Origin of the sequence: Mesorhizobium sp. WSM4887 (assembly GCF_029625865.1) — a bacterium.
Lineage (GTDB): Bacteria > Pseudomonadota > Alphaproteobacteria > Rhizobiales > Rhizobiaceae > Mesorhizobium.
Map to the genome: position 1 here is coordinate 351,373 of NZ_JARTVP010000004.1, position 25,478 is coordinate 376,850.

The 25,478-nt window shown below is 64.5% G+C and carries 25 protein-coding genes and 1 pseudogene; 15 read left to right on the forward strand and 11 right to left on the reverse strand.

Translation table 11 applies throughout. The features are described 5' to 3' along the window. The first annotated feature begins 55 nt into the window (after positions 1–55). Positions 56–649, forward strand: a complete 594-nt coding sequence (locus tag P9230_RS18610; protein ID WP_127241490.1) for a hypothetical protein — start codon at positions 56–58, stop codon at positions 647–649. 45 nt (positions 650–694) lie between these two features. Here P9230_RS18610 and P9230_RS18615 read toward each other — a convergent pair whose 3' ends face one another. Next, the gene (locus P9230_RS18615) at positions 695–1,354 is read right to left on the reverse strand and encodes a TetR/AcrR family transcriptional regulator (protein WP_278120350.1); all 660 of its coding nucleotides are present in this window, start codon (positions 1,352–1,354) and stop codon (positions 695–697) included. Here P9230_RS18615 and P9230_RS18620 point away from each other — a divergent pair. Further along, on the forward strand, positions 1,347–2,228 hold the full coding sequence (locus P9230_RS18620; protein WP_347404002.1) for an NIPSNAP family protein: 882 nt from the start codon (positions 1,347–1,349) through the stop codon (positions 2,226–2,228). The two genes, P9230_RS18615 and P9230_RS18620, sit on opposite strands and share 8 nt — an antisense overlap. On the opposite strand, the gene P9230_RS18625 is transcribed toward P9230_RS18620, so the two are convergent. Then, positions 2,229–3,065, reverse strand: coding sequence for an alpha/beta hydrolase (locus P9230_RS18625; RefSeq protein WP_278120352.1), 837 nt, complete (start codon positions 3,063–3,065; stop codon positions 2,229–2,231). Beyond that, positions 3,062–4,000, reverse strand: coding sequence for a choline ABC transporter substrate-binding protein (gene choX / locus P9230_RS18630; protein ID WP_278120354.1), 939 nt, complete (start codon positions 3,998–4,000; stop codon positions 3,062–3,064). Before choX ends, P9230_RS18625 begins: the two co-directional genes overlap by 4 nt. A gap of 107 nt (positions 4,001–4,107) precedes the next feature. On the opposite strand from choX, the gene betI reads away from it, so the two are divergent. Continuing rightward, positions 4,108–4,719, forward strand: coding sequence for a transcriptional regulator BetI (gene betI, locus P9230_RS18635; protein ID WP_127216670.1), 612 nt, complete (start codon positions 4,108–4,110; stop codon positions 4,717–4,719). A gap of 6 nt (positions 4,720–4,725) precedes the next feature. Here betI and P9230_RS18640 read toward each other — a convergent pair whose 3' ends face one another. Then, complete coding sequence (locus P9230_RS18640) at positions 4,726–5,685, reverse strand: LysR family transcriptional regulator (RefSeq protein WP_278056923.1); 960 nt, start codon at positions 5,683–5,685, stop codon at positions 4,726–4,728. A gap of 105 nt (positions 5,686–5,790) precedes the next feature. Here P9230_RS18640 and P9230_RS18645 point away from each other — a divergent pair, with 105 nt between their 5' ends. From P9230_RS18645 to P9230_RS18660, 4 genes are all read left to right on the forward strand, one after another. Then, positions 5,791–6,273, forward strand: a complete 483-nt coding sequence (locus P9230_RS18645; protein WP_127325724.1) for a cupin domain-containing protein — start codon at positions 5,791–5,793, stop codon at positions 6,271–6,273. 131 nt (positions 6,274–6,404) lie between these two features. Beyond that, on the forward strand, positions 6,405–7,802 hold the full coding sequence (gene fumC / locus P9230_RS18650) for a class II fumarate hydratase (RefSeq protein ID WP_127325725.1): 1,398 nt from the start codon (positions 6,405–6,407) through the stop codon (positions 7,800–7,802). A 290-nt stretch (positions 7,803–8,092) separates the two neighbouring features. Beyond that, entirely contained in the window at positions 8,093–8,515 is a 423-nt protein-coding gene (locus tag P9230_RS18655) for a DoxX family protein (protein ID WP_067001137.1), read from the forward strand. 131 nt (positions 8,516–8,646) lie between these two features. Then, a complete protein-coding gene (locus tag P9230_RS18660) occupies positions 8,647–9,069 on the forward strand; it encodes a DoxX family protein (protein WP_095802563.1) in 423 nt (140 codons plus the stop codon). Positions 9,070–9,073: 4 nt separating this feature from the next. Here the strand turns inward: P9230_RS18660 and ppx are convergent, their stop codons facing one another. Together ppx and P9230_RS18670 are read right to left on the reverse strand one after the other, a co-directional pair. Next, positions 9,074–10,609, reverse strand: a complete 1,536-nt coding sequence (gene ppx, locus P9230_RS18665) for an exopolyphosphatase (RefSeq protein ID WP_128370178.1) — start codon at positions 10,607–10,609, stop codon at positions 9,074–9,076. Next, positions 10,606–12,801, reverse strand: a complete 2,196-nt coding sequence (locus P9230_RS18670) for an RNA degradosome polyphosphate kinase (RefSeq protein WP_095784098.1) — start codon at positions 12,799–12,801, stop codon at positions 10,606–10,608. Before P9230_RS18670 ends, ppx begins: the two co-directional genes overlap by 4 nt. A 240-nt stretch (positions 12,802–13,041) precedes the next feature. On the opposite strand from P9230_RS18670, the gene P9230_RS18675 reads away from it, so the two are divergent. Together P9230_RS18675 and P9230_RS18680 are read left to right on the forward strand one after the other, a co-directional pair. Continuing rightward, positions 13,042–13,287, forward strand: a complete 246-nt coding sequence (locus P9230_RS18675; protein ID WP_066997164.1) for a zinc-finger domain-containing protein — start codon at positions 13,042–13,044, stop codon at positions 13,285–13,287. A gap of 26 nt (positions 13,288–13,313) precedes the next feature. Further along, a complete protein-coding gene (locus tag P9230_RS18680; protein ID WP_278120361.1) occupies positions 13,314–14,540 on the forward strand; it encodes an FAD-dependent monooxygenase in 1,227 nt (408 codons plus the stop codon). Positions 14,541–14,688: 148 nt separating this feature from the next. On the opposite strand, the gene P9230_RS18685 is transcribed toward P9230_RS18680, so the two are convergent. The 4 genes from P9230_RS18685 to P9230_RS18700 all read right to left on the reverse strand — a co-directional run bounded on the left by P9230_RS18685 (position 14,689) and on the right by P9230_RS18700 (position 18,948). Next, a complete protein-coding gene (locus P9230_RS18685) occupies positions 14,689–15,492 on the reverse strand; it encodes an amino acid ABC transporter ATP-binding protein (RefSeq protein ID WP_066997155.1) in 804 nt (267 codons plus the stop codon). A gap of 15 nt (positions 15,493–15,507) precedes the next feature. Then, complete coding sequence (locus P9230_RS18690; protein ID WP_067324810.1) at positions 15,508–16,665, reverse strand: amino acid ABC transporter permease; 1,158 nt, start codon at positions 16,663–16,665, stop codon at positions 15,508–15,510. Positions 16,666–16,669: 4 nt separating this feature from the next. Next, positions 16,670–17,857, reverse strand: coding sequence for an amino acid ABC transporter permease (locus P9230_RS18695; RefSeq protein WP_278120363.1), 1,188 nt, complete (start codon positions 17,855–17,857; stop codon positions 16,670–16,672). A gap of 62 nt (positions 17,858–17,919) precedes the next feature. Beyond that, the gene (locus P9230_RS18700; RefSeq protein ID WP_066997146.1) at positions 17,920–18,948 is read right to left on the reverse strand and encodes an amino acid ABC transporter substrate-binding protein; all 1,029 of its coding nucleotides are present in this window, start codon (positions 18,946–18,948) and stop codon (positions 17,920–17,922) included. A 600-nt stretch (positions 18,949–19,548) separates the two neighbouring features. Between P9230_RS18700 and P9230_RS18705 the strand changes: the two genes are divergently transcribed. The 5 genes and pseudogenes from P9230_RS18705 (at position 19,549) to P9230_RS18725 (ending at position 23,853) form a co-directional block, all read left to right on the forward strand. Next, a complete protein-coding gene (locus P9230_RS18705) occupies positions 19,549–20,718 on the forward strand; it encodes a cystathionine beta-lyase (protein WP_278120365.1) in 1,170 nt (389 codons plus the stop codon). A gap of 234 nt (positions 20,719–20,952) precedes the next feature. Then, a complete protein-coding gene (locus tag P9230_RS18710) occupies positions 20,953–22,038 on the forward strand; it encodes an HPP family protein (protein WP_278056914.1) in 1,086 nt (361 codons plus the stop codon). A gap of 94 nt (positions 22,039–22,132) precedes the next feature. After that, positions 22,133–22,822 (forward strand): annotated as a pseudogene (locus P9230_RS18715) (RNA polymerase sigma factor); the annotation flags it as partial. Positions 22,823–23,020: 198 nt separating this feature from the next. Next, positions 23,021–23,542 carry a DUF4142 domain-containing protein gene (locus P9230_RS18720; protein ID WP_278056913.1) on the forward strand — a complete coding sequence of 174 codons (522 nt, stop codon included), beginning with the start codon at positions 23,021–23,023 and terminating at the stop codon, positions 23,540–23,542. Beyond that, on the forward strand, positions 23,539–23,853 hold the full coding sequence (locus tag P9230_RS18725) for a cupredoxin family copper-binding protein (protein WP_278056912.1): 315 nt from the start codon (positions 23,539–23,541) through the stop codon (positions 23,851–23,853). The genes P9230_RS18720 and P9230_RS18725 overlap by 4 nt, the downstream gene beginning before the upstream one ends. Here P9230_RS18725 and P9230_RS18730 read toward each other — a convergent pair. Further along, positions 23,850–24,707 (reverse strand): crotonase/enoyl-CoA hydratase family protein, encoded by an 858-nt coding sequence (locus P9230_RS18730; protein WP_278120367.1) that lies wholly within the window; start codon positions 24,705–24,707, stop codon positions 23,850–23,852. The two genes, P9230_RS18725 and P9230_RS18730, sit on opposite strands and share 4 nt — an antisense overlap. 140 nt (positions 24,708–24,847) lie before the next feature. Here P9230_RS18730 and P9230_RS18735 point away from each other — a divergent pair, with 140 nt between their 5' ends. Then, positions 24,848–25,429 carry a TetR/AcrR family transcriptional regulator gene (locus tag P9230_RS18735; protein WP_066997130.1) on the forward strand — a complete coding sequence of 194 codons (582 nt, stop codon included), beginning with the start codon at positions 24,848–24,850 and terminating at the stop codon, positions 25,427–25,429. Positions 25,430–25,478: the final 49 nt, after the last annotated feature.

The following is a 25,478-nucleotide window of genomic DNA, read 5'->3' on the forward strand; positions in this document are numbered from 1 at the left end:
ACAGCGCAGAGAGGGTCTGTCATTCCTTCCAGAACACATTTCCAGGGGAGAAGGCATGAAACCCGTGACGACCTGTGTGGCCCTCTCCATGCTTGCCCTCACCGGCACCGCCGAGGCGGCCGACTGCGTGGACGCCAAATCCGCCAAGGCCGGCTTCGTGCTGGAGAAGCCCGGCATCCGCAGCGAGTTCCGGCCGGCGCCGGGCGGCATGGTCGCGGTCGCCAACAACTACCAGTCGCAATCGCCGCAGACGCAATATCTCTACGCCGGGCTGATCGAGATTTTCCGCGATAGCGACACGGGCCGGCTGTCAATGATCCCGCTCGGCGACCTCAAAAAGCTCTTCCCGCTGAAGGCCGGTGCCAAGAGCAAGACCGAGTTCGTGCGGCTTTCGGCGAAGAAGGCGCCGAAGGGCACCGAAACACTGGCTTTAAGCGTCAAGGGCAAGGACACCTACAAGCTGGGCGACTGCAAATACACGGTGCTGACGGTGAAAGAGACGCTGACCGGCGATTCCGGCGCGGTGATCGACAGCTTCACCGCGCTCTATTCGCCCGACCTGCAAGCGGTGCTGGCGCGGCGCTACGACGAGGGGACGAGCGCGCAGAGCGAAGTGGGGTTCGAGACGATCAAGCCGCTGAGGGAGTGAAGGCTGCCTTTCAGTCAGGGACTTAAGATGATCCTCATACCGGCATCAGCGGATTGCCTGCTGCCGCACCACCCTGCGGGGTCGTCTGGCGGGCGAACCGTTCTGTGATGGCGGGGGCTCGACCCGCTCCAAACCCTCCAGGCACTGCCGCAACACACCGGCATCCTGTGCGGTCTTGGCCATCGACATGGCGCCGGAGTAAGCCGCCACCGTCAGCGCGGCAAAGCGGTCGGGATCGGTCCCACCTTCCCCGCCGGCCTCCTGATCGGCGCGCACCTTGTCGGCGATCGCCCGCCGCCAGCCGGCGAAGATATCGGCCAACGCAATCCGGAAATCGGGATCGGCGAGCGACAGCTCATGCGCGAGATTGTTGAGCGGGCAGCCGCGCACATAGCCCTGCTGCTCGAGCGCGGCAGCCACCGACGCGAACACCGCGCGCACGCCCTTGCGCGCCGAAGGCGCCGCCCGCACCGGCTCGATCCAGGTCTCCTGAACCGCGGCCGCCACCCGCTCCTCGATCACCGCCAGCGCCAGCGCCTTCTTGGTCGGGAAATGATGGTGCAGCGCGCCGCCGGTGACGCCGGCCGCCGCCATCAGGTCGCCGAGGCTCGAGGCGTGATAGCCGCGCGCCTGGAAGCAATCTTCCGCCACGTCGAGCACGCGCCGCCGCATGCCCTGCGGATCGTTGGTGCGCTTCTTGCGCATCGCCACCTCCACCTTTCCCCGTGGGAGAGAAGGGGAAGAACGTAGCATATTGACAAAACAGGACAACCGGTCTGTTTATAAACAGGATGAACACCCTGTTTTCGAGAGTCTAGCCATGAACAGACCCTCCCGCCTTGCGTCGCCGATCGTGGAGCTCAGGCAATACACATTGAAACCCGGCCAGCGCGAAACGCTTATCGCGCTGTTCGACCGGGAGTTCATCGAGAGCCAGGAAGCCGCGGGCATGACCATCATCGGCCAGTTCCGCGACCTCGACCGTCCCGACATGTTCGTCTGGCTGCGCGGCTTCGCCGACATGGAGGCCAGGAGGAAAGCGCTCACCGCTTTCTATGACGGCCCGGTGTGGGCCGAGCATCGCAACGCCGCCAATGCGACGATGATCGATTCCGACGACGTGCTGTTGCTGAAGCCCGCGTGGCCGGACGCCGGCTTCGACCTGTCGAGGCGCGAGCGGTCGACCGTGAGCGAAGGCGAAAACAAAAGTGCGGAGCCTCACTTAGACGGTATTGTTGAGATTTCGATTCATCATTTGCGCCACGGCATGGAAACCGGCTTTGCCGAGCGTTTCCGGGCGGAAATGGTTCCGCAACTGACGGCCAGCGGGGGCCGGCTGCTCGGCGCCTTCGTCAGCGAGCATGCCGAAAACACTTTTTCGCGGCTGCCGGTGCGAGCCGGCGAAAATGTCTTCATCGCAGTCATCGGTTTCGACGATGGCGACGCCCATGCGAACTATCGGTCCGGCCTTACCGCTTCTCCGGCATGGCAGGCGGTTCGCCAAACCATGCAGGCTGCTTCGACGAAGCCGGCAGAGATGTTGCGCCTCACGCCGACGGCCCGATCGCTGTTGCGGTAGTCACTCGGCTGGCAGCACGTCGGCTATTGCCTTGGCGACGAAGGCCGGGTCTTCCCAGTGCGGATTGTGGCCGCAGTCCTGCGCCCAGACGAGACGCGATCCGGCAAGCGCCTCGGCCAAAGCCTCCTGGTGCGCTTCGCCGAAGAGCGGATCGCAGGCGCCGGCAATGATCAACGTCCGGACCCGCACGGCCCGCGCCGCCGCGGTCAGATCCGTCCGGCGGATTTCTTCGAGAATGGCGCGCCAGCGCGCCGCCGGCATCGCCGAAGCGTCCGCCGCCAGGCCGGCAAGAAGGGCCCGCGGCACGCCGGACCCGCAGGCGTGCCACCAATCGTAGAACGGATCGGTCGGCGAGATCGGGTCGCGCAGTTCCGCCACGCCGGCAACCAACGGATGGTCCGGCGCGAAATCTGCCTTCAGCGCCCCGGCCAGGATGACCAGCCCGCCGACCAGTTCCGGATGCCGCGCGGCCACCTGCATGGCGACCATGCCACCCAGCGAATGGCCGAGAACGACCGGCCGGGCGAGCCGCAGGTTGCGGATCAGCCCGGCGACATCGTCGGCGAAATCGGCGATGCCAAAGCCCCTGCCCGCCTGCGAGGCGCCATGGCCGCGCAGGTCCGGCATGACCAGCCGCCGCGCGGAAAGATGCGGCGCCAGCAACGAGAAACTGCGGCTGGTGTCGGTGAAGCCGTGCACCAGGACGAGCGGCGGTTCCGAGCCGGCGACCTCGACATAGGCGAGGTCGAGGCCACCGACATCGACGAATCGCTTGCGGCCGGCCCAGGCGTCCTGCTCGCCCCCCTGTCCCGACAGATCCAATGCCGCGGGCCTCACAGTCCAAGCTTTTCCTTGACCGCGGCGAGGCCGGGCTTGCCGTCGAAGGTGGTGACGCCGGCAAGCCAGGCGTCGACACGATCCTTGTTGAGCGTGATCGATTTAAGCGCCGCTTCCTCCGGCTTCATGCCGTCATTGATGAGGTAGCCCATGCCGACATTTTCCAGATCGATGTCGAAGGCAAGGTTCTTCAGGAACTGCGCCACGTTCGGGCACTTCTGCAGGAATCCCTTGCGCACCTGGGTCGTCACCGTCGCGGCGCCGAAATTCGGGCCGAAGAACTTGTCGCCGCCGGTCAGATACTTGAAGTCATACATCGTGTTCATCGGATGGGGCGCCCAGCCCTGGAAGACGATGAACTGCTTCTCCTTGATCTGGTAGCCGACCTCCGAGAGCATGCCGGCTTCGCTCGATTCGACCACCTGCCAGCCGTCGAGCTGGAACTGAGGATCGGCGATAGCATCCATCATCAGCTGGTTCGAGCCGGGCTCGATGCCGTACATCTTCTTCCCGAACTTGTCGGCGAATTTGTGCAGGTCGGAGAGATCCTTGACGCCGGCTTCCCAGACATAGGTCGGCACGGCGAAGGTGTATTTGGCGCCGACCAGATTGACCCGCACATTCTCGATCGAGCCGTCCTTCCTGTAAGGCTCGTAATAAGTGACCATCGCCGGATCCCAGTAGCCGAGGAACAGGTCGAGGTCTTTGTTCTTCATGCCTTCGTAGATGACGTTGATGCCAAGCACGTCGCTCTGCGGCTCATAGCCGAGCACCTGGAGCAGGACCTTGGCCACGCCCGTCGTGAAGGCGAGATCGTTCCAGCCGGGCTCGGCCATTCGCACCACCTTACATTCCTCCGCCTCGGCCGCCTGAACGGTTTGAGCGGCCACCATCAAGGCAGCGAGACAGACGCCATTCGCAAGCAAGCGCACCATTCGGCTCTCCTCTGTTGACCATTTGGTCATGTTATTGTCCCAGTGGTCAATGATTGATCTGAGCGGGCGAAAATGTCAACATGGATTCGCAAACATGGATCGATCCGGTGAAGCTCACACGTCTCAGCGACATACGCCGCAAGGAGTTGCGGCAAGCGGCCTTTGCGGTGCTCGAGCGCGAGGGCATTGCCGGCGCCACCTTGGAAAAGGTCGCGGCCCAGGCCGGCGCCTCGAAGGGCATCGTGCTGCACTATTTCCGCAACAAGCAGGAATTGTTCGAGCACGCGATGCGCGAAGCCAATGCCGTGCTGTGCAACGCGGTGGTGGCGCGCCTCAAGCGGGCACGGACGCCGATCGAGCGGCTGGACGCGGTGATCGAGGGCAATTTCGAGGAGCATTTGTTCCTGCCGCCGCTCTGTCACGCCTGGCTGTCGCTCTGCGCCGAGGTGCCGCGCGACGAGAAGCTGGCGCGCATCCAGCGAGTGATCCACGCGCGCATGCGCTCGAACCTGTTGTCCGGCCTGCGCGGCCTCGCATCGCCGGAGTTGGCCGCGGAGATCGTACTCGGCGTCACCGCTCTGATCGACGGGCTGTGGCTCAGGCTTGGCCTGCAGCCGGGCAGCGTCTCGCGCGCGCAGGCGGTCCGCCAGGTCAAGGACTATGTCGCGGGGCGGCTCGCGCTGCGCCAGCCCGCGGCCATCGGCCTGGCGGCCGGATAACAGAGTCTACTCCCCGACCTCATCCTCCAGGTTGCGGAAGCCGAGCGCCTCGACTTCCACCAGGATCTGCTCGCGGATCCAGCGATGCGGCGCCTCGTCGTCATGGCGGGCGTGCCAGTACATCCTGACCGCCGGCGAGGGAATCGAGATTGGCGCCCGGTAGATGCCGAGCGGCAAGGATTTCGCCGCCACCGCGGCGAACTGCATTGGAACGGCCGCCAGATAGGGTCCGCTCGCCACGGCCAGCGCGACCGCCTGGAAATGCGGCAAGGCAAGCGTGACCCGGCGCGTCCGGCCCATCTTCCCCAGCGCGTCATCGGTGAAGCCCGACATCGAGCCGTCGATGGAGCGCAGCGCGTGCGGCAGCTCGCAGAAGAGATCGAGCGGCACCTGCTCGCCTTCGGCGATGCCGGCCCGATTGAGCGCTGCATTGCCCTTCGCCGCGATGACGGCGAAGGGCGAGCCGAACAGCGGTACGCTGGAAACCCATTCGGCGACTTCCAGGGGACGCTCCAGCGCCACGTCGATTTGGTCCTCCTGCAACAGTTTCGAGACGTCGCCGATGGCGCTGTCGAGGAAGCGGAACGACACTGATGGCGCCACCGCCGCGATGCGCGCGGCAAAGGGCGGCATCAGGAGCATGGAAAAGAAATCCGCGCCCATGAAGGTGAAGGTCCGCTCCAGCCTGGCCGGATCGAAGTCCTTCGCCGGCTGGAAAGCACGCTCGATCTCGCGCAGCGCGGCACGCACAGGCCCGGCCAGGCTTTCGGCGCGTGGCGTCGGCACCATGTCGTTGCCGCGCCGCACGAAGAGCTGGTCGTTGAGCGTATGCCGCAGGCGGTTGAGCGCGGCACTCACCGCAGGCTGGCTGAGGCCGATCTGCTCGCCGGCGCGCGTCACGCTTTTCTCGCGCAAAAGCGCGTCGAGCACCCTCACCAGGTTGAGATCGAGCGCGTTCAAATTCATCGCATCAATTCAGTCCATATGATCATTCGATTTCCATCTCCCACGCGTCGCTGGTTAGTTCGCCGTCGACGCCGCTTCGCCGGCCCAACACAAAGCAGAGACACCATGACAATGATCAAGCGGACCATCGCAGGCAAGGAACTCCTTTGGTTCAACAACACGCTCGTCGCCATCCAGGTCTCTTCGGCCGACGGAGAGGACGGCATCTGCGTCATCGAGCATCGCCTGCCCTATGGCGATTCCCCGCCGCTGCATATGCACCGCAACGAAGACGAGGTATTTCACATCCTCGAAGGACAAATGCGTTTCCAGATCAACGGCCATGAGCGGGTCGTGGGCGCGGGCGAAACCGTCATCGCGCCGAAGGGCCTGCCGCATACATACAGGGTCGAATCTCCGCAAGGCGCGCATACGCTCACCGTCACGCGCGGCTCGGATTTCGAGACGATGGTGCGCCTGGCGAGCCGCCCCGCCGAACGGCCGGACCTGCCGCAGCCGGGGGCGCCGACGCCCGAGATGATGGCGACGCTGACGAGACTCTGCGCCGAGAACGGCATCGACATCGTTGGACCGCCGATGGAGGGCTGATCTGGCCCACAAGGGGGGAGATCGGCAGCCCCCTTCAACCGATTTGCATCTTCCTCGCCCGCAATCTCCGCTTGAAGGGTTTTGTGCAACGCGATACGCCCTTGCGCAAATCGACAGACCGGAGATTTCCCGTGAGCGCTGAGAAGACCAGAACCGAAACCGATACATTCGGTCCCATCGAGGTCGCGGCCGACCGCTACTGGGGCGCGCAGGCGCAGCGTTCGCTCGGCAATTTCAAGATCGGTTGGGAAAAGCAGCCGGCCTCGATCGTGCGCGCACTGGGCATCGTCAAGCGCGCCGCGGCCGAAGTGAACATGGAGATGAAACGGCTGGATCCAGCCATCGGCAAGGCAATCGTGGACGCCGCGCAGGAAGTGATCGACGGCAAGCTCAACGACCATTTCCCGCTCGTGGTCTGGCAGACCGGTTCGGGCACGCAGTCCAACATGAATGCCAATGAAGTGATCTCCAACCGGGCCATCGAGATGCTCGGCGGCGTGATGGGCTCCAAGAAGCCCGTGCACCCGAATGACCACGTCAATATGAGCCAGTCGTCAAACGACACCTATCCGACGGCCATGCATGTCGCCTGCGCCGAGCGGGTCGCGCATCACCTGATCCCAGCGCTCCACCATCTGCACAAAGCGCTCGACGCCAAGGCCCGCGCCTTCAACCACATCATCAAGATCGGCCGCACCCACACGCAGGACGCCACACCCCTTACGCTCGGCCAGGAATTCTCCGGCTACGCCGCGCAGGTCGCGTCGTCGATCAAGCGCATCGAGCAGACGCTGCCCGGCCTGCAGGAACTGGCGCAGGGCGGCACCGCGGTCGGCACCGGGCTCAACGCGCCGGTTGGCTTTGCGGAAAAGGTGGCGGACCGGATCGCCGCCATCACCGGCATCGCCTTCGTCACGGCGCCGAACAAGTTCGAGGCGCTCGCAGCACACGATTCCATGGTGTTCTCGCATGGCGCGATCAGCGCGGCGGCGGCGGCGCTGTTCAAGATCGCCAACGACATCCGCCTGCTCGGTTCAGGCCCGCGCTCGGGCCTCGGCGAGCTGTCGCTGCCGGAGAACGAGCCGGGCTCGTCGATCATGCCGGGCAAGGTCAACCCGACGCAGTGCGAGGCGCTGACGCAGGTCTGCGTGCAGGTGTTCGGCAACAATGCCGCGCTAACCTTCGCCGGCAGCCAGGGCCATTTCGAGCTCAACGTCTATAACCCGCTGATGGCCTATAATTTCCTGCAGTCGGTGCAGCTGCTTGCCGACGCTTCCGTCTCCTTCACCGACAATTGCGTCGTCGGCATCGAGGCGCGGGAAGACAACATCAAGGCGGCGCTGGAGCGCTCGCTGATGCTGGTGACGGCGCTCGCCCCCACCATCGGCTACGACAACGCCGCCAAGATCGCCAAGACCGCGCACAAGAACGGCACCACGCTGCGTGAGGAAGCTCTTGCCACCGGGCTGGTCAGCGAGGCCGACTACGACCGGCTGGTGCGGCCCGAGGACATGACGCATCCGGGCTAATTCTCGCGGCGCGGACTGACCCAAGAGGTCGCCATTTCAGGGCGAAGACGACCCGATCGGGCGTTTCGGCTAGCCTCCGAGGTCTGCGACTGCAGCCCACCGATGGCTTGGCTATTTTGCGGGGGCACAATTTACTCGTTAATCCCAGTCCGCCGACACGATTTTCGCGCGCATCCGCCGGTCAGCGAAACATACTGCCTGTGAACAATGTGTCGCCGCATCGGCGGCTTTGGTGAACAGTCTTCGTCGTCTATCTGACTGGGCATCCAACACGATTCGGAGACTCGCCAATGTCCATCAACACTTCCGCCGCCGGTACCAGCATCGCGTCCAACAGTGCCACCACCATCCTGCTCGGCCGTATCCTGCTCGCCGTCATCTTCCTGCTTTCCGGCTTCGGCAAGCTTACCGCCATTTCCGGCACCGCCGGCTATTTCGGCGCCCTCGGCCTGCCGCTTCCGACCGTGACGGCCGTCGTGGTCGGCCTCATCGAGCTGCTCGGCGGCCTTGCCATTCTTGTCGGGTTCCAGACGCGGATCGCCGCCTGGTTGCTCGCCATCTTCACGATCGCTACCGGCCTGGTTGCTCACACCGGCTGGGCCGACCAGATGCAGATGATCCAGTTTCTCAAGAACCTCGCCATCACCGGCGGCTTCATCCTGCTCGCCTCCTCCGGCGCCGGCGCCTATTCGATCGACGCCAAGCGCGGCTGATCTCCTTCCCCTCCCAAGCTGAAACTTTGGCGGCGCGTAATTTTCCGCGCCGCTTTTTCGTTTTCTCGAGTGCAGGCGTACACTGCACCGAGAGCCGGTGCATTCCCGGATACCGGCAAGGGAGGTGGGCCATGAACCGCAACGCGTTGCTTCTCGCCTCGCGGCTCCTGCTTGCCGCGCTGTTCGTGCCCTCGGGCTTCCAGGTGCTGACCAACATATCCGGCACGATCGATTACTTCACCGGCCTCGGCCTGCCGCTACCGACCCTGGCGGCCTGGGGCACCGGCCTGTTCGAGCTGATCGCCGGACTTTTGATCCTTGTCGGTTTTCAGACGCGGATCGCGGCGCTGCTGCTTGCCGCCTTCACTATCGTCGCCGGCTTCATCGGCCATTTCGGCCAGGGCGGCGAGGATGCGACCCTCGCCTTCATGCACCGGCAGATGCTGATGAAGGACATTGCCATCGCCGGGGGCTTCCTGGCGCTCGCCATGGCCGGCGCCGGCGCATGGTCGGCCGACGGCCGCCCTTTTGGCGTCGGTGCCGAGATCACCTGATCCGTCACTTGACGGAAATGCTCGGCCCGCCCTCGACCGCCAGCACCAGGCGGCGGTTGGTGATGCGCGCGAGCTGCGCCAGCCGGCCGGCCGGCCGCTCGCCATAGAGGTCGGCAAGCGAGGCCGGCAGCACCAGCGCAAGCGCACCGTTGCCGCGGCTTTCCCATTTCAGCCGCGGCATGACCCCGGGCATCGCCGCCGTCAGCAGGTAGACGACACGCATCATTGCCGCCAGCACGCGGGCGCGCTCGAGCATGCGCGGCGGCGCCAGGGTCTTGATCTCGGCCGCGATCGCATCGTTGAAGATGCCGTCATGGCGATAGGCGTTGGTCAGGGCCAGATAGGCGCGGCCAGGATGGTCGACGCCGATAAAGGACGCATGCGCGATGATGTTGAGCGACTGCCGGCCGCGATATTCGGGATGCGCCCGCCAGCCGATATCGGCAAGCAGGCAGGCGGCGTGGCGGTAGCGCGCCTCATCCACCGTCTCGTCGATGCCGAAGGCCTTGAAAGCCTTGTCCGTCCAGTCGACGAGGTCATGCGCGTGATGGACCGAGCGCGAGCGCAGCAGCGCCAGTTCCTCCGCCGCGGAGATCAGCGGATCGGCCTTCTGCTCGGCGGCGTCGAGCAGCGAATAGAGGAAGCCTTCGCGCACGCCCTGCGCCGAGACGACGATCTTCGAGGGCTGCATTGCCGCCATGATTTCCTGCAGCACGACCGCACCGTAAGGCAGCAGCGAGCGGCGGTTCTTGGAGACGCCTTCGATGCCCTTGACCTTTTCGACCTCGCCCTTGGCCACCTGCCTGAGGAAGTTCAGGGCGCTGTCGGCGGCGATCTCGTAATGATGCATGACGCCGAGCGGGTAGTTGGTCATCTCCATATGGAGCCGGGCGAGGTTTCGCCAGGTTCCGCCGACGGCGTAGAACACCCTGCCCTGCCCGCCCTTCAAAAGCTTCGCCCGCGCCAGCTCCTGGCGCGCGATCTTCTGCGCCTGGACGAGAGAGTTCTTCGCCATGTCCTGCAGGCGCAGGCCGCCGAGCGGCAGCGTGATACCGTCGCCGATCGCCTCGCCATTGATGTCGACGAGTTCCAGGCTGCCGCCGCCAAGGTCGCCGGCGATGCCGTTGGCCGGATAGAAGCCGGAAATGATGCCAAGCGCCGAATAATGCGCTTCCTGGCGGCCGGAAAGCACGCGGATCTCGGTCTTCAGCACATCCTCGGCGCGGTGGATGAAGTCCGGGCCGTTGACCGCCTCGCGCGCGGCCGCGGTCGCCAGCACATAGATGTGCTCGGCGCCGGCCTGATCCGAAAGCGCGCGAAAACGGCGGAACTCCTCCATCGAGCGCGTCACCGCCTCGGGATCGAGCTTGCCCGTCGAAACGATGCCGCGGCCGAGGCCGGCCAGCATCTTTTCGTTGAACAGCATCGTCGGCGAGCGCGCCAGCCCTTCATAGACGACGAGGCGGATCGAGTTCGATCCGATGTCGATGATCGACAGCGGCCGCCGGTCCTGGAGCCGGCCCTGTGAGACTGAAATCACGCGGCGGCGTTCTTCTTGCGGCGCTTGAACTGGGCAATGCGCCTTGGCGCATGCGATTTCAGCGCGTCACCCCGTCCGGAAAGACTCGGATTGGTCATGAAATATTCCTGCGCGTTGAACGGCTCCTCGCCCTCCTCGAGCGCGGCGCGCCGGGAGGTGCCATCAGCCAATACGTCGAAACTTTGCTGATTGTCCATGATGTTGCCGAGCATGATCTGGCCAAGCACCTGTTCATGCACAGTCGGATTGGTGATCGGCACCAGGGTCTCGACGCGGCGGTCGAGATTGCGCGGCATGATATCGGCCGAGGAGATGTAGACGACCGCTTCGTCGGACGGCAGACCGTGGCCGTTGCCGAAGCAGTAGATGCGGCTGTGCTCAAGGAAGCGGCCGACAATCGACTTCACCCGGATGTTCTCGGAAAGACCCGGCACCTGCGGCCTCAGGCAGCAGATGCCGCGCACGACGAGATCTATCTCGACGCCGGCGCGGCTGGCGTCATAGAGAGCGTCGATGACGGTCGGATCGACGAGCGCGTTCATCTTCATCCAGATACGGGCCGGCCTGCCCTCGAGCGCATGGGCGATCTCCTCGGCGATGTGCCTCAGGATGCGGTCGCGCAGCGTGAACGGCGACACCGCAAGACGCATCTCCTCGGCAGGCTCGGCGTAGCCGGTGATGAAGTTGAAGATCTGCGCGACATCGCGCGCGATCGTCGGGTCGGTGGTGAAGAAGGACAGGTCGGTGTAGATGCGGGCGGTGACCGGATGGTAGTTGCCGGTGCCGAGATGTACGTAATTGCGCAGCCGGCCGTCCTCGCGGCGGACCACCAGCGACATCTTGGCGTGGGTCTTCAACTCCAGGAAGCCGAACACGACCTGGACGCCGGCGCGCTCGAGGTCGCGCGCCCAGCGGATATTGGCCTCTTCATCGAAGCGCGCCTTGAGCTCGACGAGCGCCGTCACCGACTTGCCGGCCTCCGCCGCGTCGATCAACGCCCGCACGATCGGGCTGTCGTTCGAGGTGCGGTAGAGCGTCTGCTTGATGGCGACGACTTCCGGATCGGCCGCCGCCTGGCGCAGGAACTGCACCACGACGTCGAAGGATTCGTAGGGGTGGTGGACGATGATGTCCTTCTCGCGGATGGCGGCCAGGCAGTCGCCACCATGCTCGCGGATGCGCTCGGGAAAGCGCGGGTTATAGGGCGTGAATTTGAGGTCGTCGCGCGGGATGGCGACGATCTCGGAGATCTGGTTGAGCGCCAGCGGCCCGGTGAGCACGCTGATGCGGCTCGACGACACTCCGAGCTCGCCGGCGACGAAGTCGCGCAACTCGGCCGGCATCAGCGTGTCGAATTCGATGCGGATGACGGAGCCGCGGCGGCGGCGCTTCAGCGCCGTCTCGAACAGGCGAACGAGGTCTTCCGATTCCTCCTCCACCTCGATATCGCTGTCGCGGATGATGCGGAACGTGCCCGAGCCCTTGACCTCATATCCAGGGAAGAGCTTGCCGATATAGAGGCCGACCGCCTCCTCCAGCGGGATGAAGCGGACATGATGCTTGCGGTCGGGCAGACGGATGAACCGCCGCAGCGCCACCGGCAAGCGCAAGAGCGCGCTCATCTCCTCGCCGTTCTTGCGGTGGCGCAGCTGCAGCGCCATTGAGAAACCGAGATTGGGGATGAACGGAAACGGGTGCGCCGGGTCGATCGACAGCGGCGTGAGCACCGGGAAAACCTGACCCTGGAAATGCTCCTCCAGCCAGGCCTTCTCGTCCTTAGTCAGGCCGTCGCGGGGGATGCTTTCGATGCCTTCCTTGTTGAGCAGCTCCATCAGGGCCGACAGGCTCTTCTGCTGGTCTTCCTGCAGGCGCTCGACCTCGCGCAGCAATTGCTCCAACTGCTGCTCGGGCGTGCGGCCGTCCGGGCTCTTCAAGGCGATGCCCTCGCGCACCTGACCGGCGAGGCCGGCGACGCGCACCATGAAGAACTCGTCGAGGTTTGCGGCCGAGATCGACAGGAAGCGGACGCGCTCGAGCAGCGGGTGATGCTCGTTCAGCGATTCCTCGAGCACCCGGCGGTTGAACTGCAGCCAGGAAAACTCGCGGTTGACGAAACGGTCTGGATTGCCGCCGTCCGGGCTCGCCGCCTCGACGGTGATGAACTCGCTCTGCACCGGCTTCAGTTCGTTCATGGTTCCTGCTCTTGGCCACAACGTCGTTCTTTGAGCGCCATACGCCGCCGGACGCGCTATGCACGCTCTAACACGCTTTTATGACGCATGATGTCACGGAATCGCTTCGTTTCCGGCCTCATGCGCTTAACCGGCTCAACTTATCCTCTGCCAGCCTTTTGCGACAGTTTCATTTCATCGATCTTGCAAACCGGCCGGTTATGATCCAGATGCAAACGGGCTGAACTGAAGGAGACGACGATGGCAGGCGGTACCATTCCCCATTTCCAGAACGACGCGGGCCATCCGGCGATCGATATCGGCGTCAAGGAATTCATGTGCACCGGCGCCAACCCGCCTTTCGACCACCCGCATGTATTCCTCGACATGGGCGACGACAATGAAAAGGTCTGCCCTTACTGCTCGACGCTCTACCGCTATTCGCCGAAGCTGAAGGCGACGGAAACCGAGCCTGCCGGCTGCCTCTATATCGACCAGGCCGCCTGATCGCGGATCTGGGTGACCGCTAGACCATGGAGGAGGCGCGGTCCCGGCAGGTCGTCATCGCCGGGGCCGGTATCGCCGGACTGACGGCAGCTCTTGCCTTTGCCGAACACGGCCATGCCGTCACGGTGCTGGAACAGGCCAGCCAGCTCGAAGCGGTGGGCGCGGGCATCCAGCTTTCCCCCAACGCCACCCGTATGCTCAGTCGGCTCGGCGCGCTCGACCGGTTGCGGCTGAGCGCGATCCGCCCGGAAGCGGTGGTGCTGAAGGGCGCTGCCACCTTGCGCGAACTGGCGCGCGTGCCGCTCGGCCAGGCCGGCGAAGAGCGTTGGGGCGCGCCCTATCTGGTGGCGCACCGCGCCGACCTGCAGGCGGCGCTGACGGCGCGGATGGCGGAGCATCCTGAAATCCAACTCGTCACCGGCGCGCGGGTAACGGACGTCGCTGTTCACCCGCAAGACATCGCCGTCGCCGCCGAAACGGATGGCGGCAGCATCGAGGCCGCCGGCGGCCTGCTGATCGGCGCGGACGGCGTCTGGTCGTCGGTTCGCAGGCTGCTTGCGGGTCGAGAGCCGGCCTTCGGGAAGAACCGCTTCTCGGGCGAGCTGGCCTGGCGCGCAACGGTTGCAGCGACAAGCGCCGCCGGCCAGGCTTTTGCAGTAATCGCCGCCGGCGACTGCATCACCGCCTTCCTCCATCCCGGCTTCCATATGGTCGCGTATCCGGTGAGCAAGGGCAGCGCCTTCAACCTGGCCGCCTTCACCAAGGGCGAGCGCATCGCCGAAGGCTGGTCCGGCCATGCGGACCCCGCCATCCTCGCCAGCGCCATGCGCGGCACGTCGCCCGCGCTGGCGAGACTCGCCGCGCTCGCCGGGCCTTGGACGGCGTTTCCGATCCACACCGTCGAGCAGGCTCGCTGGACGATGCCGCAGGTAGCCCTGATCGGAGACGCGGCGCACGCCATGACCCCGTTCGCGGCGCAGGGCGCGGCGATGGCGATCGAGGATGCCGCGACGCTCGCCGATCTGGTCGCCGACTTCCCCGGCGATCGGCGGCAGAACCTCTCCACATGGGAAAATCGCAGGCGCCCGCGCATCGAGAAGGTGATCAGACGCGGCGCGCTCAACCGCCTGGCCTGGCACGCATGGGGCCCGGTTGCGATCGCGCGCAACCTGGTGTTGGCGACGCGGCCGGCGGAGAAACTCGCGGGAGATTTGGACTGGCTCTATGGCTGGGAGGAGCGGAACAGGCGGTGAGGCGTTCGCTGCAGCGGTGTCCTGCACGACCGCCAATGCTACCGCGCCTCGACAACTATGGAAGGCGAGACCGGCAGCGCACTTCACCAACCGGTCGCTCAAAAGCCCGGCCGTTGGCGGCCGGGCTTCTCGAATTGGCGTCAGAAGCTCAGTGCAGGATCTGCGACAAGAACAGTTTCGTCCGCTCATGGCGCGGATTATCGAAGAACTCGGCCGGCGTGTTCTGCTCGACGATCTGGCCCTGATCCATGAAGATCACCCGGTTGGCGACCTTGCGGGCAAAGCCCATCTCGTGGGTGACGCAAAGCATCGTCATGCCTTCTTCGGCAAGGCCAACCATCGTCTCCAGCACTTCCTTGATCATTTCAGGGTCGAGCGCCGAGGTCGGCTCGTCGAACAGCATGATGCGCGGGTTCATGCAGAGCGAGCGGGCGATCGCCACGCGCTGCTGCTGGCCCCCGGAGAGCTGTCCAGGATATTTGTTGGCCTGCTCCGGGATCTTGACGCGCTTCAGGAAATGCATGGCGATTTCCTCGGCCTGCTTCTTCGGCGTCTTGCGCACCCAGATCGGCGCCAGCGTGCAATTCTCCAGAATGGTGAGATGCGGGAACAGGTTGAAGTGCTGGAACACCATGCCGACCTCGCGGCGCACCTCGTCGATCTTCTTCAGATCGTTGGTGAGTTCCTTGCCGTCGACGATGATCTTGCCCTTCTGGTGCTCTTCCAGGCGGTTGATGCAGCGGATCATGGTGGACTTGCCGGAGCCGGACGGGCCGCAGATGACAATGCGCTCGCCGCGCATCACCTTTAGGTTGATGTCTTTCAGCACATGGAACTCGCCATACCATTTGTGCATGCCGACGATGTCGATGGCGACATCTGTCGTCGAGATGTGCATCTTCTTGGCATCGACCTTGAGGTCTTCCGCGCTGACGGCGTTTTCGGTGGCCATGGCCAATTCCCCTTTTTATCGTTTGTAGCCGGTGTCCAGCCGGCGCTCGGTATACATTGAATAGCGCGACATGCCGAAGCAGAACAGCCAGAACACGAAGGCGGCGAAGATCAAGCCGGACTTCGGGGTCTGCGGCGTCGCCCAGTTGGGATCGGAGAAATTCTGCTTCACCACGCCGAGCAGGTCGAACATCGAGATGATGAGCACCAGGCTGGTGTCCTTGAACATGCCGATGAAGGTATTGACGATGCCGGGAATGACCAGCTTCAAGGCCTGCGGCAGCACGATCAGGCCCATCTTCTGCCAATAGCCGAGGCCGAGCGAATCGGCGCCCTCATACTGGCCCTTCGGGATCGCCTGCAGGCCGCCGCGTACCACTTCCGCCATATAGGCGGCGGCAAACAGCGACACGCCGATCAGCGCCCTGAGGTACTTGTCGAAGGTGACGCCCTCGGGAAGGAAAAGCGGCAGCATGACGCTGGCGAAGAACAGCACGGTGATCAGCGGAATGCCGCGCACCGTCTCGATGAAGACGACGCACAGCCATTTGACGATCGGCATCTGGGAGCGACGGCCGAGCGCCAGAGCGATGCCCAGGGGCAGCGACACGGCCATACCAACGAAGGAGAGACTGAGCGTCACCAGCAGCCCACCCCAGCGCGAGGTCTCGACATGCGGCAGGCCGAACACGCCGCCGACCAAAAGGAAGTGGGCGACGACCGGCAGCACGAGGAAGAGCAGGATGGCGTTCAGCCCCTTGCGCGGCACGCGCGGGATCAGCATCGGCACCAGCAACACCACGAACAGGATGGCGACTAGGATAGGCCGCCAGCGTTCCTCGATGTGATAGGTGCCGAACATGAACTGGCCGAACTTGGCGTTGACGAAAGCCCAGCAGGCGCCGGTCCAGCCGTCGGGCTGGATACCGCCTTGCGAGACGGTGGCGCAGACCGTGCGGTCCGGCCCGGTCCACACTGCGTTTATGAAGGCCCAGTTGATGACCTGCGGCAGGATCCAGGCGACTAGGGCGATGCCAAGGATGGTCAGGATAGTGTCGCCAACCGATGCGGTCAGGTTCTTGCGCACCCAGGCATAGGCGCCGCGCTCGCCAGGAGGCGCCGGCTGCGCCAGCGTCATCTCGGTGCGCACCCAGGACATGTCGTGTTCCTGCATGGCTCTACCTCTCCACCAGCGCCATTCTGGCGTTCACCACGTTCATCACCGCAGAGGTGACGAGGCTCAGCACCAGATAGGCGATCATCATGAGAAACACGCCCTCGACCGCCTGGCCGGTCTGGTTGAGCACCGTGCCGGCGGTGGCGGTGAGATCGGGGTAGCCGATGGCGATCGCCAGCGAAGAGTTCTTGGTGAGGTTCAGATACTGGCTGGTGAGCGGCGGGATGACGATGCGCATCGCCTGCGGGATCACCACCAGGCGCAGGATCGGCCCGGAACGCAGGCCGAGTGCGGCCGCCGCTTCGCTCTGGCCTTTGCTGACGCCCTTGATGCCGGCGCGCACGATCTCGGCGATGAAGGCGGCCGTGTAGAAGGAAAGCGCCAGCAGGAGCGACAGGAACTCAGGCTTGATCTGAAATCCGCCTGTCAGATTGAAGGTCGACTGCTTCGGGAAGTCAAAGGTAAGCGGCATGCCGGCGAGCAGGAAGGCGAGCACGGGCAGGCCGACGATCAGGGCGACCGAGGTCCAGAACACCGGAAATTGCTGGCCGGTGGCCATCTGCCGCTGGCGCGCGCGGTGCGCGACAAACCACGCCATGGCGAGCGCCACGACGAAAGCGACCAGAACCAGCCAGGAGCCGTCGCCCCAGACACCGCGCGGAAAATAGAAGCCGCGCTGGTTGAGGAAGGAGCCGAACGGCAGGTGATAGCTCTCGCGCGGCGGCGGCAGCACCGCGAGCACGCCCGAATACCAGAAGAAGATGACCAGCAGCGGCGGAATATTGCGGAAGATCTCGACATAGACCGTGCAGATCTTACGGATCAGCCAATTTTGCGATAGCCGGCCGATGCCAATGATGAAGCCGACTATGGCGGCGAGGACAATGCCGGCGGCGGCAACGATGATTGTGTTGAGCAGGCCGACGATAAGCGCACGGCCATAGGTTGCGTCCGACGTGTAGGCAATCGGCGTGTCGGAGATATCGAAACCGGCCCTGTTCCTGAGGAACTGGAAGCCTGAGGCGATGTGAAGGCGCTGGAGGTTCTCGATGACGTTGTTGACGATCCACCAGATCGAAACGAACAGAAGAATTACGACCAGCGTCTGAAAGAACAGGGCGCGTATTTTCGGGTCATTGATGAAGGAGCCGCGACCCGGCTCCTGCCGAAGGATTTCCTGCGAAGCCATAGACGATCCCCTGAAAAGAGAAACCGGGAGGCAGACGACCTGCCTCCCGGATCACATTTCCATCAGCGAACCGGCGGACCATATTGCAGGCCGCCCTTCGTCCACAGAGCGTTGATGCCGCGCGCGATCTTGAGCGGGCTACCCGAGCCGACATTGCGCTCAAACATTTCACCGTAGTTGCCGACCGCCTTGATGATGTTGACAACCCAGTCGTTGGAGAGGCCGAGATCGGCGCCATACTTGCCATCGGGCTCAGTGCCAAGGAGGCGCTGTATGTTCGGATCGGTCGACGACTTCATCTCCTCGACATTGGCCTGCGTGATGCCGGCTTCCTCGGCATTGAGCAGCGCGAAATACGTCCACCGCGCGATATGGGCCCATTGATCGTCGCCCTGGCGCACGGCCGGACCGAGCGGTTCCTTGGAGATGATCTCGGGCAGCACGACGTGGTCGGCGGGCGAGGAGAGCGTCAGGCGGATGCCGTAAAGGCCGGACTGGTCGGTGGTGTAGGCGTCGCAGCGACCGGAATCATAGGCGGCGTTGACCTCTTCCAGCTTCTCGAACACGACGGGGTTGTACTCCATCTTGTTCTTCTTGAAGTAGTCGGCGAGGTTGAGCTCCGTGGTGGTGCCGCTCTGCACGCAGACCGCGGCGCCCGAAAGCTGCAGCGCGGAGTTCACACCCGGCAGCTTCTTGGCGTTGATCATGAAGCCCTGGCCGTCATAATAGGTGACGCCGACAAAATCGAGGCCGAGCGCGCTGTCGCGGTTGCTCGTCCAGGTGGTGTTGCGCGAGAGGATATCGATCTCGCCCGACTGCAGGGCGGTGAAACGCTCCTTGGCGCTGAGCGGCGTGAACTTGACCTTGGAGCCGTCACCGAAGACGGCGGCCGCGACGGCGCGGCAGAAATCCGCATCGATGCCCTTCCAGTCGCCCTTGTCGTCCGGCGCCGAGAAGCCGGCGAGGCCGGTCGAGACGCCGCACTGGATGAAGCCCTTCTGCTTGACGGTGTCGAGCGTGCCGGCCGAAGCGGCGGACGCCATGAGCCCGAGCGCGGCGGCGCCAAGCATGCCCAATGCAATGTGTTTCATGACCCACAGACCCTTTTCTGTTACAGGCGCCCCTAATTGCAGGCGACGCTTGATCTTTTTTCGTTTGTGAATGCAGCTCCCACTTGGGCCCGCTCCCGGACCCGCATCGTTTCGCCGATGCACTGCCTCCCATTCACGAAACGCATCGAAGGCGATTATTCCTGTGAGGTCAAGGGAAATGACCGAATTGCGACACGTTTGAAAACCGATTGCCGCAAATCACCGAATTGCAGCCAAAAGCGCTCGCAAATTGGTCAAGAGCTGCAGCCGGGACCGGCAAGTCCGGCGCCATCGAAATTTTGGCCGTTACCTGAACTCCCGCCTCTTACTACTTGTTGGCGGCAATGGAAGGACTGGCGTGATTCGTAGCGAAGAAAGGCGCGCCAGGCTGCCTCCGGCGCATCGTCGCCGGAAGCCTGCAAAGAGCACGAAAGATGAGCCGGCGACCTCTCATTTGGCCCAGCCAAACACCATCGCTTGGCGGGTTCGCAGCGGTTGCGCGACCAGTTCCATCGCTCTATGGCTGAGCCCCTGAGACACTGCGACGAGCGACGAACTATGGGCGACGAGCGACGAACTATGGGCGACGAGCGACGAACTATGGCGACAGACGGCAGCAACATCGGCATCAACACGCGGCTTGCCCATTCCGGCAACAACCCGCGCGACTATTTCGGCTTCGTCAATCCGCCGGTCGTGCATGCCTCGACGGTGCTTTACCCCGACGCCGCCTCGATGGCCTCGCGCAGCCAGAAATACACCTACGGGACGCGCGGCACGCCGACGATGGATGCGCTCACGCTCGCCGTCGATGCGCTGGAAGGGTCGGCCGGCACGATCGCCGTGCCGTCGGGACTGGCTGCGGTGACGATTCCCCTGCTCACCTTCGTCTCGGCCGGCGATCATGTTTTGATCGTCGATTCGGTCTATCACCCGACGCGAAATTTCGCCGATACGATGCTGAAGCGGCTCGGCATCGAAGTCGAATATTACGATCCGCGCATCGGCGCCGGAATTGCATCGCTGATCAAGCCCAACACCGAGGTGGTGTTCACCGAGTCGCCGGGATCGAACACCTATGAGGTGCAGGACATTCCGGCGATCGCCAAGGCGGCGCATGCGGCAAACGCGCTCGTCATGATGGACAACACCTGGGCGACGCCGCTCTACTTCAAGCCGCTCGACCACGGCGTCGACATCTCGATCCATGCGGCAACCAAATACCCGGCCGGCCATTCGGACGTCCTGCTCGGCCTGGTCTCGGCCAATGAGGCTTGCTGGAAGCAGCTCTATGAAGGGTTCTGCACGCTGGGCTGCTGTTCGGGCCCGGACGACATCTACCAGACGCTGCGCGGCCTGCGCACCATGGGGGTGAGGCTGGAGCAGCACCAGAAGAGCGCGCTCGAAATCGCGCGCTGGCTGGAGGAGCAGCCGGGCGTGGCGCAGGTGCTGCATCCGGCGCTGCCGAGCCATCCCGACCATGCGCTCTGGAAGCGCGATTTCTGCGGCTCGAGCGGCGTCTTTTCGATCGTTCTGAATGGCGGCGGACAGAAGGCGCAGCACGCCTTCCTCGACGCGCTGACCATCTTCGGCCTCGGCTACTCCTGGGGCGGCTATGAGAGCCTTGCGGTGCCGGTTTTCCTCGGCGACCGCACCATCGCCAAGGGCGCCTATGCCGGGCCGCTGATCCGCCTGCAGATCGGGCTGGAAGACGTCGAGGACCTCAAGGCCGACATCCAGCGCGGCCTCGCCGCCGCGGCCGAGGCCTAAGCGACGGGCTAGAGCCGTTGCCAAACTGAATCCGCGGACGGCCTAAGACCTTGGCGCGATTGAGAAAGCCGAGGCCGCTGGCGGCATCTCGCACGCGATCCGCGCTGCAATAATATTCTCTCCAGCCGCGAATATACGGATTGGTTTGGCTTCCAAATCCGTGGCTTCGGCGGCATTTCGGGCAGCGCAGATTCCACCATTCGACAGTTCAAGCCATTTCGACCTGGGGCTGCCATGGCGTTCCGCCTCTTCGTTCCGATCCTTGCCGGCGCGACGCTGCGCGAGCGGCTGCTTGCCTGCATCGGCGCGACCATCGGCATCGCGCTGACCGGCGTGATCAGCGGGCTCGCCATGGGCAACGGACCGCATGTGGCGATGCTGGTGGCGCCGATGGGCGCGTCCGCCGTGCTGCTCTTTGCCGTTCCGTCGAGCCCGTTGGCGCAGCCGTGGTCGATCATCGGCGGCAACACGATCTCCGCGCTGGTCGGCGTGACGGTGGCGCATTTCGTGCACAACCCGGTGATCGCCTCCGGGCTGGCGGTGGCGCTGGCGATCGCCGCCATGTCGTTTACGCGCTCACTGCATCCGCCGGGCGGTGCGGCAGCCCTCACCGGCGTGCTTGGCGGGCCGGCCGTGATCAGCGCCGGCTTCCTGTTTCCCTTCGTGCCGGTGGCGCTGAACTCGATCATATTGGTGACGCTCGGTTTCCTGTTCCACAAGCTGTCGCGGCGCAACTATCCGCATGTGCCTCAGCCTGCCGCCAACAGCCACGGCACAGCCGACCGGCCGCCGGCGGAGCGCGTCGGCTTCCGGCCCGAGGATGTCGATGCCGCCCTGGCGGCACTCGACGAGACCTTCGACATCGACCGTGACGACATCGAAAGACTGCTGCGCCAGGTCGAGCTGCAGGCGATGGTGCGCGCGCATCGGACGCTGCTCTGCCAGGACATTATGTCCCGCGACGTGATCTCGATGTCGGAGAGCGCCACCGCCGACGAGGCGCGCAAGCAGCTTCTCGACCACAATATCCGCACCCTGCCGGTGGTCGACGCCGAGGCGAGGCTGGTCGGCGCCGTCGGCCTGCGCGAACTGACGCAAGCGACCGACACCGTGAAGGGCGTGATGTCGAAGGCCGGCACGGCCTCGCCCGAGACGCCGGCGATGAGCCTGCTGCCGCTGCTGACCGACGGGCGCAGCCATGCGGTGGTGATCGTCGACGCCGGACGGCATATTCTCGGACTCATCACCCAGACCGATCTGCTTGCTGCCGCCGCCCGCGCGCAGGCTGCAGACAGGCCGCCGCTGAAAGCTGTAGCATAGCGCGCGACTGGATCGGGAAAATCCGGGAACCTTTTGCCGGCAGACGCGTCCAATTGCCCGGATGCAACGCCTGTCGGGAGATCGGGGCGCGATGATGAAGTCAGCAAGTCAGGCCGCCGCGGTTTCGGCGGCGGAGGCCGGCGAGATGGCGTTGGTGCGCCGGACCCTGGCACGGGACCCGGGCGCCTTTCGCTTGATCATCAAGACGCACAACCAGCGGCTCTACCGCATCGCGCGCGGCGTGGTACGCAACGACGCCGAGGCCGAGGACATCGTGCAGGAAGCCTATATGCGCGCCTTCGCCAGCCTCGACAGCTTCCGCGGCGATGCCTCGCTCTCGACCTGGCTGTCGCGCATCGTCATCAACGAGGCGCTCGGCCGGCTGCGCAAGAAAAAGCGCATCGTGGCAATGCCTGAAAACCCTGACGCGCAGATCATCCGGTTTCCTTTGAATTCAAGCGACTTGAACCCTGGCGACGATCCGGAGCGGACAATGGCGCAGCGGCAGATCCTCGGGCTTGTCGAGCGGGCGACCGACAGCCTTCCCGATGTCTATCGCACGGTCTTCGTCGCCCGCGTCATCGAGGGATTGAGCATCGAGGAAACCGCCGACCTGCTCGGCATCAGGCCGGAAACGGTGAAGACAAGGCTGCACCGGGCGCGTGCCTTGGTGCGCAAGGCGCTGGACGACGAGATCGGCCCGGTGCTGCTCGACGCTTTTCCTTTCGCCGGCCGGCGCTGCGAACGGCTCACGCAGGCGGTGATGAAGAGGCTGGGGTTCGAGCCTGAGGCGCGTTCAGATTTCGCGAAGCCCGCGTTGAGGATAGGCATCGCGGATGAGCTTTTCGGCCAATCTCCAACATGCAATGTCCAACATGTGTGTCCCGCGACTTTTCCCGGGAACGTTTCGCCCTCTCCCGCATCCAATGGCCGTCAACCCAGAATGGAGCCCGGTGCCTCTGTGCCGGGCGAAGGAGATGCCATGTTTATCCGACCGACCGCAGCCCTCGCAGGCTTCCTCCTCAGCGCAGCGCCGCTGGCTGAGGCCGCCGAGAAGCCGACCGACCCGCAGATCGCCCATATCGCCTATACAGCCGGCGTGCTCGACATCGAGGCGGCGAAGCTGGCGATCCAGAAGTCGAAAACCAAGGAGGTCGTCGACTTTGCCAAGGATATGGAGCGCGACCACGAGGCGGTGAACAAGCAGGCTCTCGACCTGGTGAAGAAGCTGAAGGTGAAGCCGGAAGACAATGCCACCAGCCAGGCGCTGACCAAGGCGGCGAAGGAAGAGCGCGCCAAGCTGGCGAAGCTCGAGGGCACTGCCTTCGACAAGGCCTATATCGAGAACGAGGTCGCGTATCACAAGCAGGTCAACGGCGCGCTCGAAACCCTGCTCATTCCTTCGGCCAGCAATGCCGAGTTGAAGAGCCTGCTCGAGACGGGGCTGAAAATCTTCCAGGGACATGAGCAGCATGCCGAGCATGTCGCCGGCACGTTGAAATGAGGGCGGGCGCGTTATCGCTGCTCGGCTCGCTGACGCTGGCGCTTGTCGCGCCGCCGGCGCTCGCCGCCACCATCGAGGTGACCATCGACAGGCTGGTCTACTCGCCGGCGAGCGTCGAGGCCAAGGTCGGCGACACGATCGAGTGGGTGAACAAGGACGTCATCGCCCACACCGCGACAGTGAAGGGCGGCTGGGAGGTGATGATCCCGCCGAAATCGAAAGGCAGGATCACGCTCAAGCAAGCGGGAGCGGTCGACTATTTCTGCCGCTTCCATCCCAACATGAAGGGGCACCTCAACGTGGCGCCCTAGTCCGCCGCGGGATCGCGCCGAAGCGAGGCGCGCCGTGCCTCGCTGAGCCGGGTGACGTGCGTCCATGAGCTGTCATAGATGGGCTGGCGCCGCTCGATCCAGGCGCTGAGCCCTTCGCCGAGGTCGGCGGTCGGGGCCATGCGGGCGAACTGCTCGGCCTCGACCAGCAGGCCCTCGGCGATGCTAAGGCTGATGCCGCGCGCCACCGCGGTGAGAATGCCAGCCACCGCCGCCTGCGAATGGCGGATGATGCGGTTCGCAAGATCGAGCGCGGCCGGCATCAGCTCCTCATGCGGCACGACTTTGTTGACCAGCCCGAGTTCCAGCGCCCGCGCGGGCGAGAAAGGCTCGCCGGTAAGCAGCAGTTCGAGCGCGCGTTTGCGCCCGGCAAGCCTCGGCAGGCGCTGCGTGCCGCCGAAGGTCGGCGGCATGGCGAGTTTTATTTCCGGCTTGGCGAACAGGGCGCGGTCGCTGGCGACCGCCAGCGGCACCGCCTCGGTGATCTCGCAGCCACCGCCGAAGGCAAGGCCGTTGACGGCGGCGATGACCGGCTTGCGGAACGCTTCCAGCCGCGCCGTCGGCCGCTGGCCGCGCATGACGAAATCGCGCAGCGCGACATCCGTGCCTTCGGCCACGCTCAACGCGAATTCGTGGATGTCGCCGCCGGCCGAGAAGGCGCGCTCCCCTGCCCCGGTGAGGATCACGGCACGCACGGCATCGTCGGTCTCTATCCTGTCGAGGATCGCCAGCAGGCGGTCGATAAGGCCGTAATTCAGGGCATTGAGCTTTTCGGGGCGATTGAGCGTCAGCACCGCGACGCGGTCGCGGATGCCGCAAAGCACGGGCTCGGTCATAGTGTTCTCCTTAGCCGTTCGTTTTCTCCGCAATTCCGAACGGAAACCGCTGCGCAGTTTCCTGGAATTGCTCTGTGGAACGGCTGCAAGGGATCAGCTTCCGGCTTGTTTGTATATTCACTAGTCGGTATACTTGACGGATGACCGAGAAGCCCAATCCAACCAGGAAACGCCTCGTCGACGCGGCTGCAAAACTCTTCTATGCCGAAGGCATCGGCCGGGTCAGCGTTGATGCCGTGGCGGAAAAGGCGGGGCTGACCAAGCGCACGCTCTACTACCACTTCAAGAGCAAGGACGAGCTGATCACGGCCTATCTCGACAGCCGCGACCAGCCGAACCTCAAGCAGATGGCCGGCTGGTTCGAGGCGGCGCAAGGCGGCGCGGACAAGAAGGTCGCGGCGATCTTCACCCATCTGGCGCGCGTGGCGCGGCACGTCAAATGGAAGGGCTGCGGCTTCCTGCGCACGGCCGCCGAACTCGCCGCGATGCCCGGCCATCCGGCGGTGAAGGCGGGCTCGCGCCATAAGAGCAATTTCGAGAAATGGCTGGCGGGCGAGCTTTCTAGCCATGGCGTGCGCGAGCCGAAGATGCTGGCGCGCGAGATCGTGCTTCTGATGGATGGCGCCTTTTCCAGCATGCTGATCCACCACAATCCCGACTACATCACGGCCGCCGGCCACGCCGCCGCGACGCTGGTGCGGGCGCGGATGGCAGCGGCGTAGACCTCGCCTGGCGTCCTGACCCCGTGGACCGCGACGGGCGAGTCCGGCG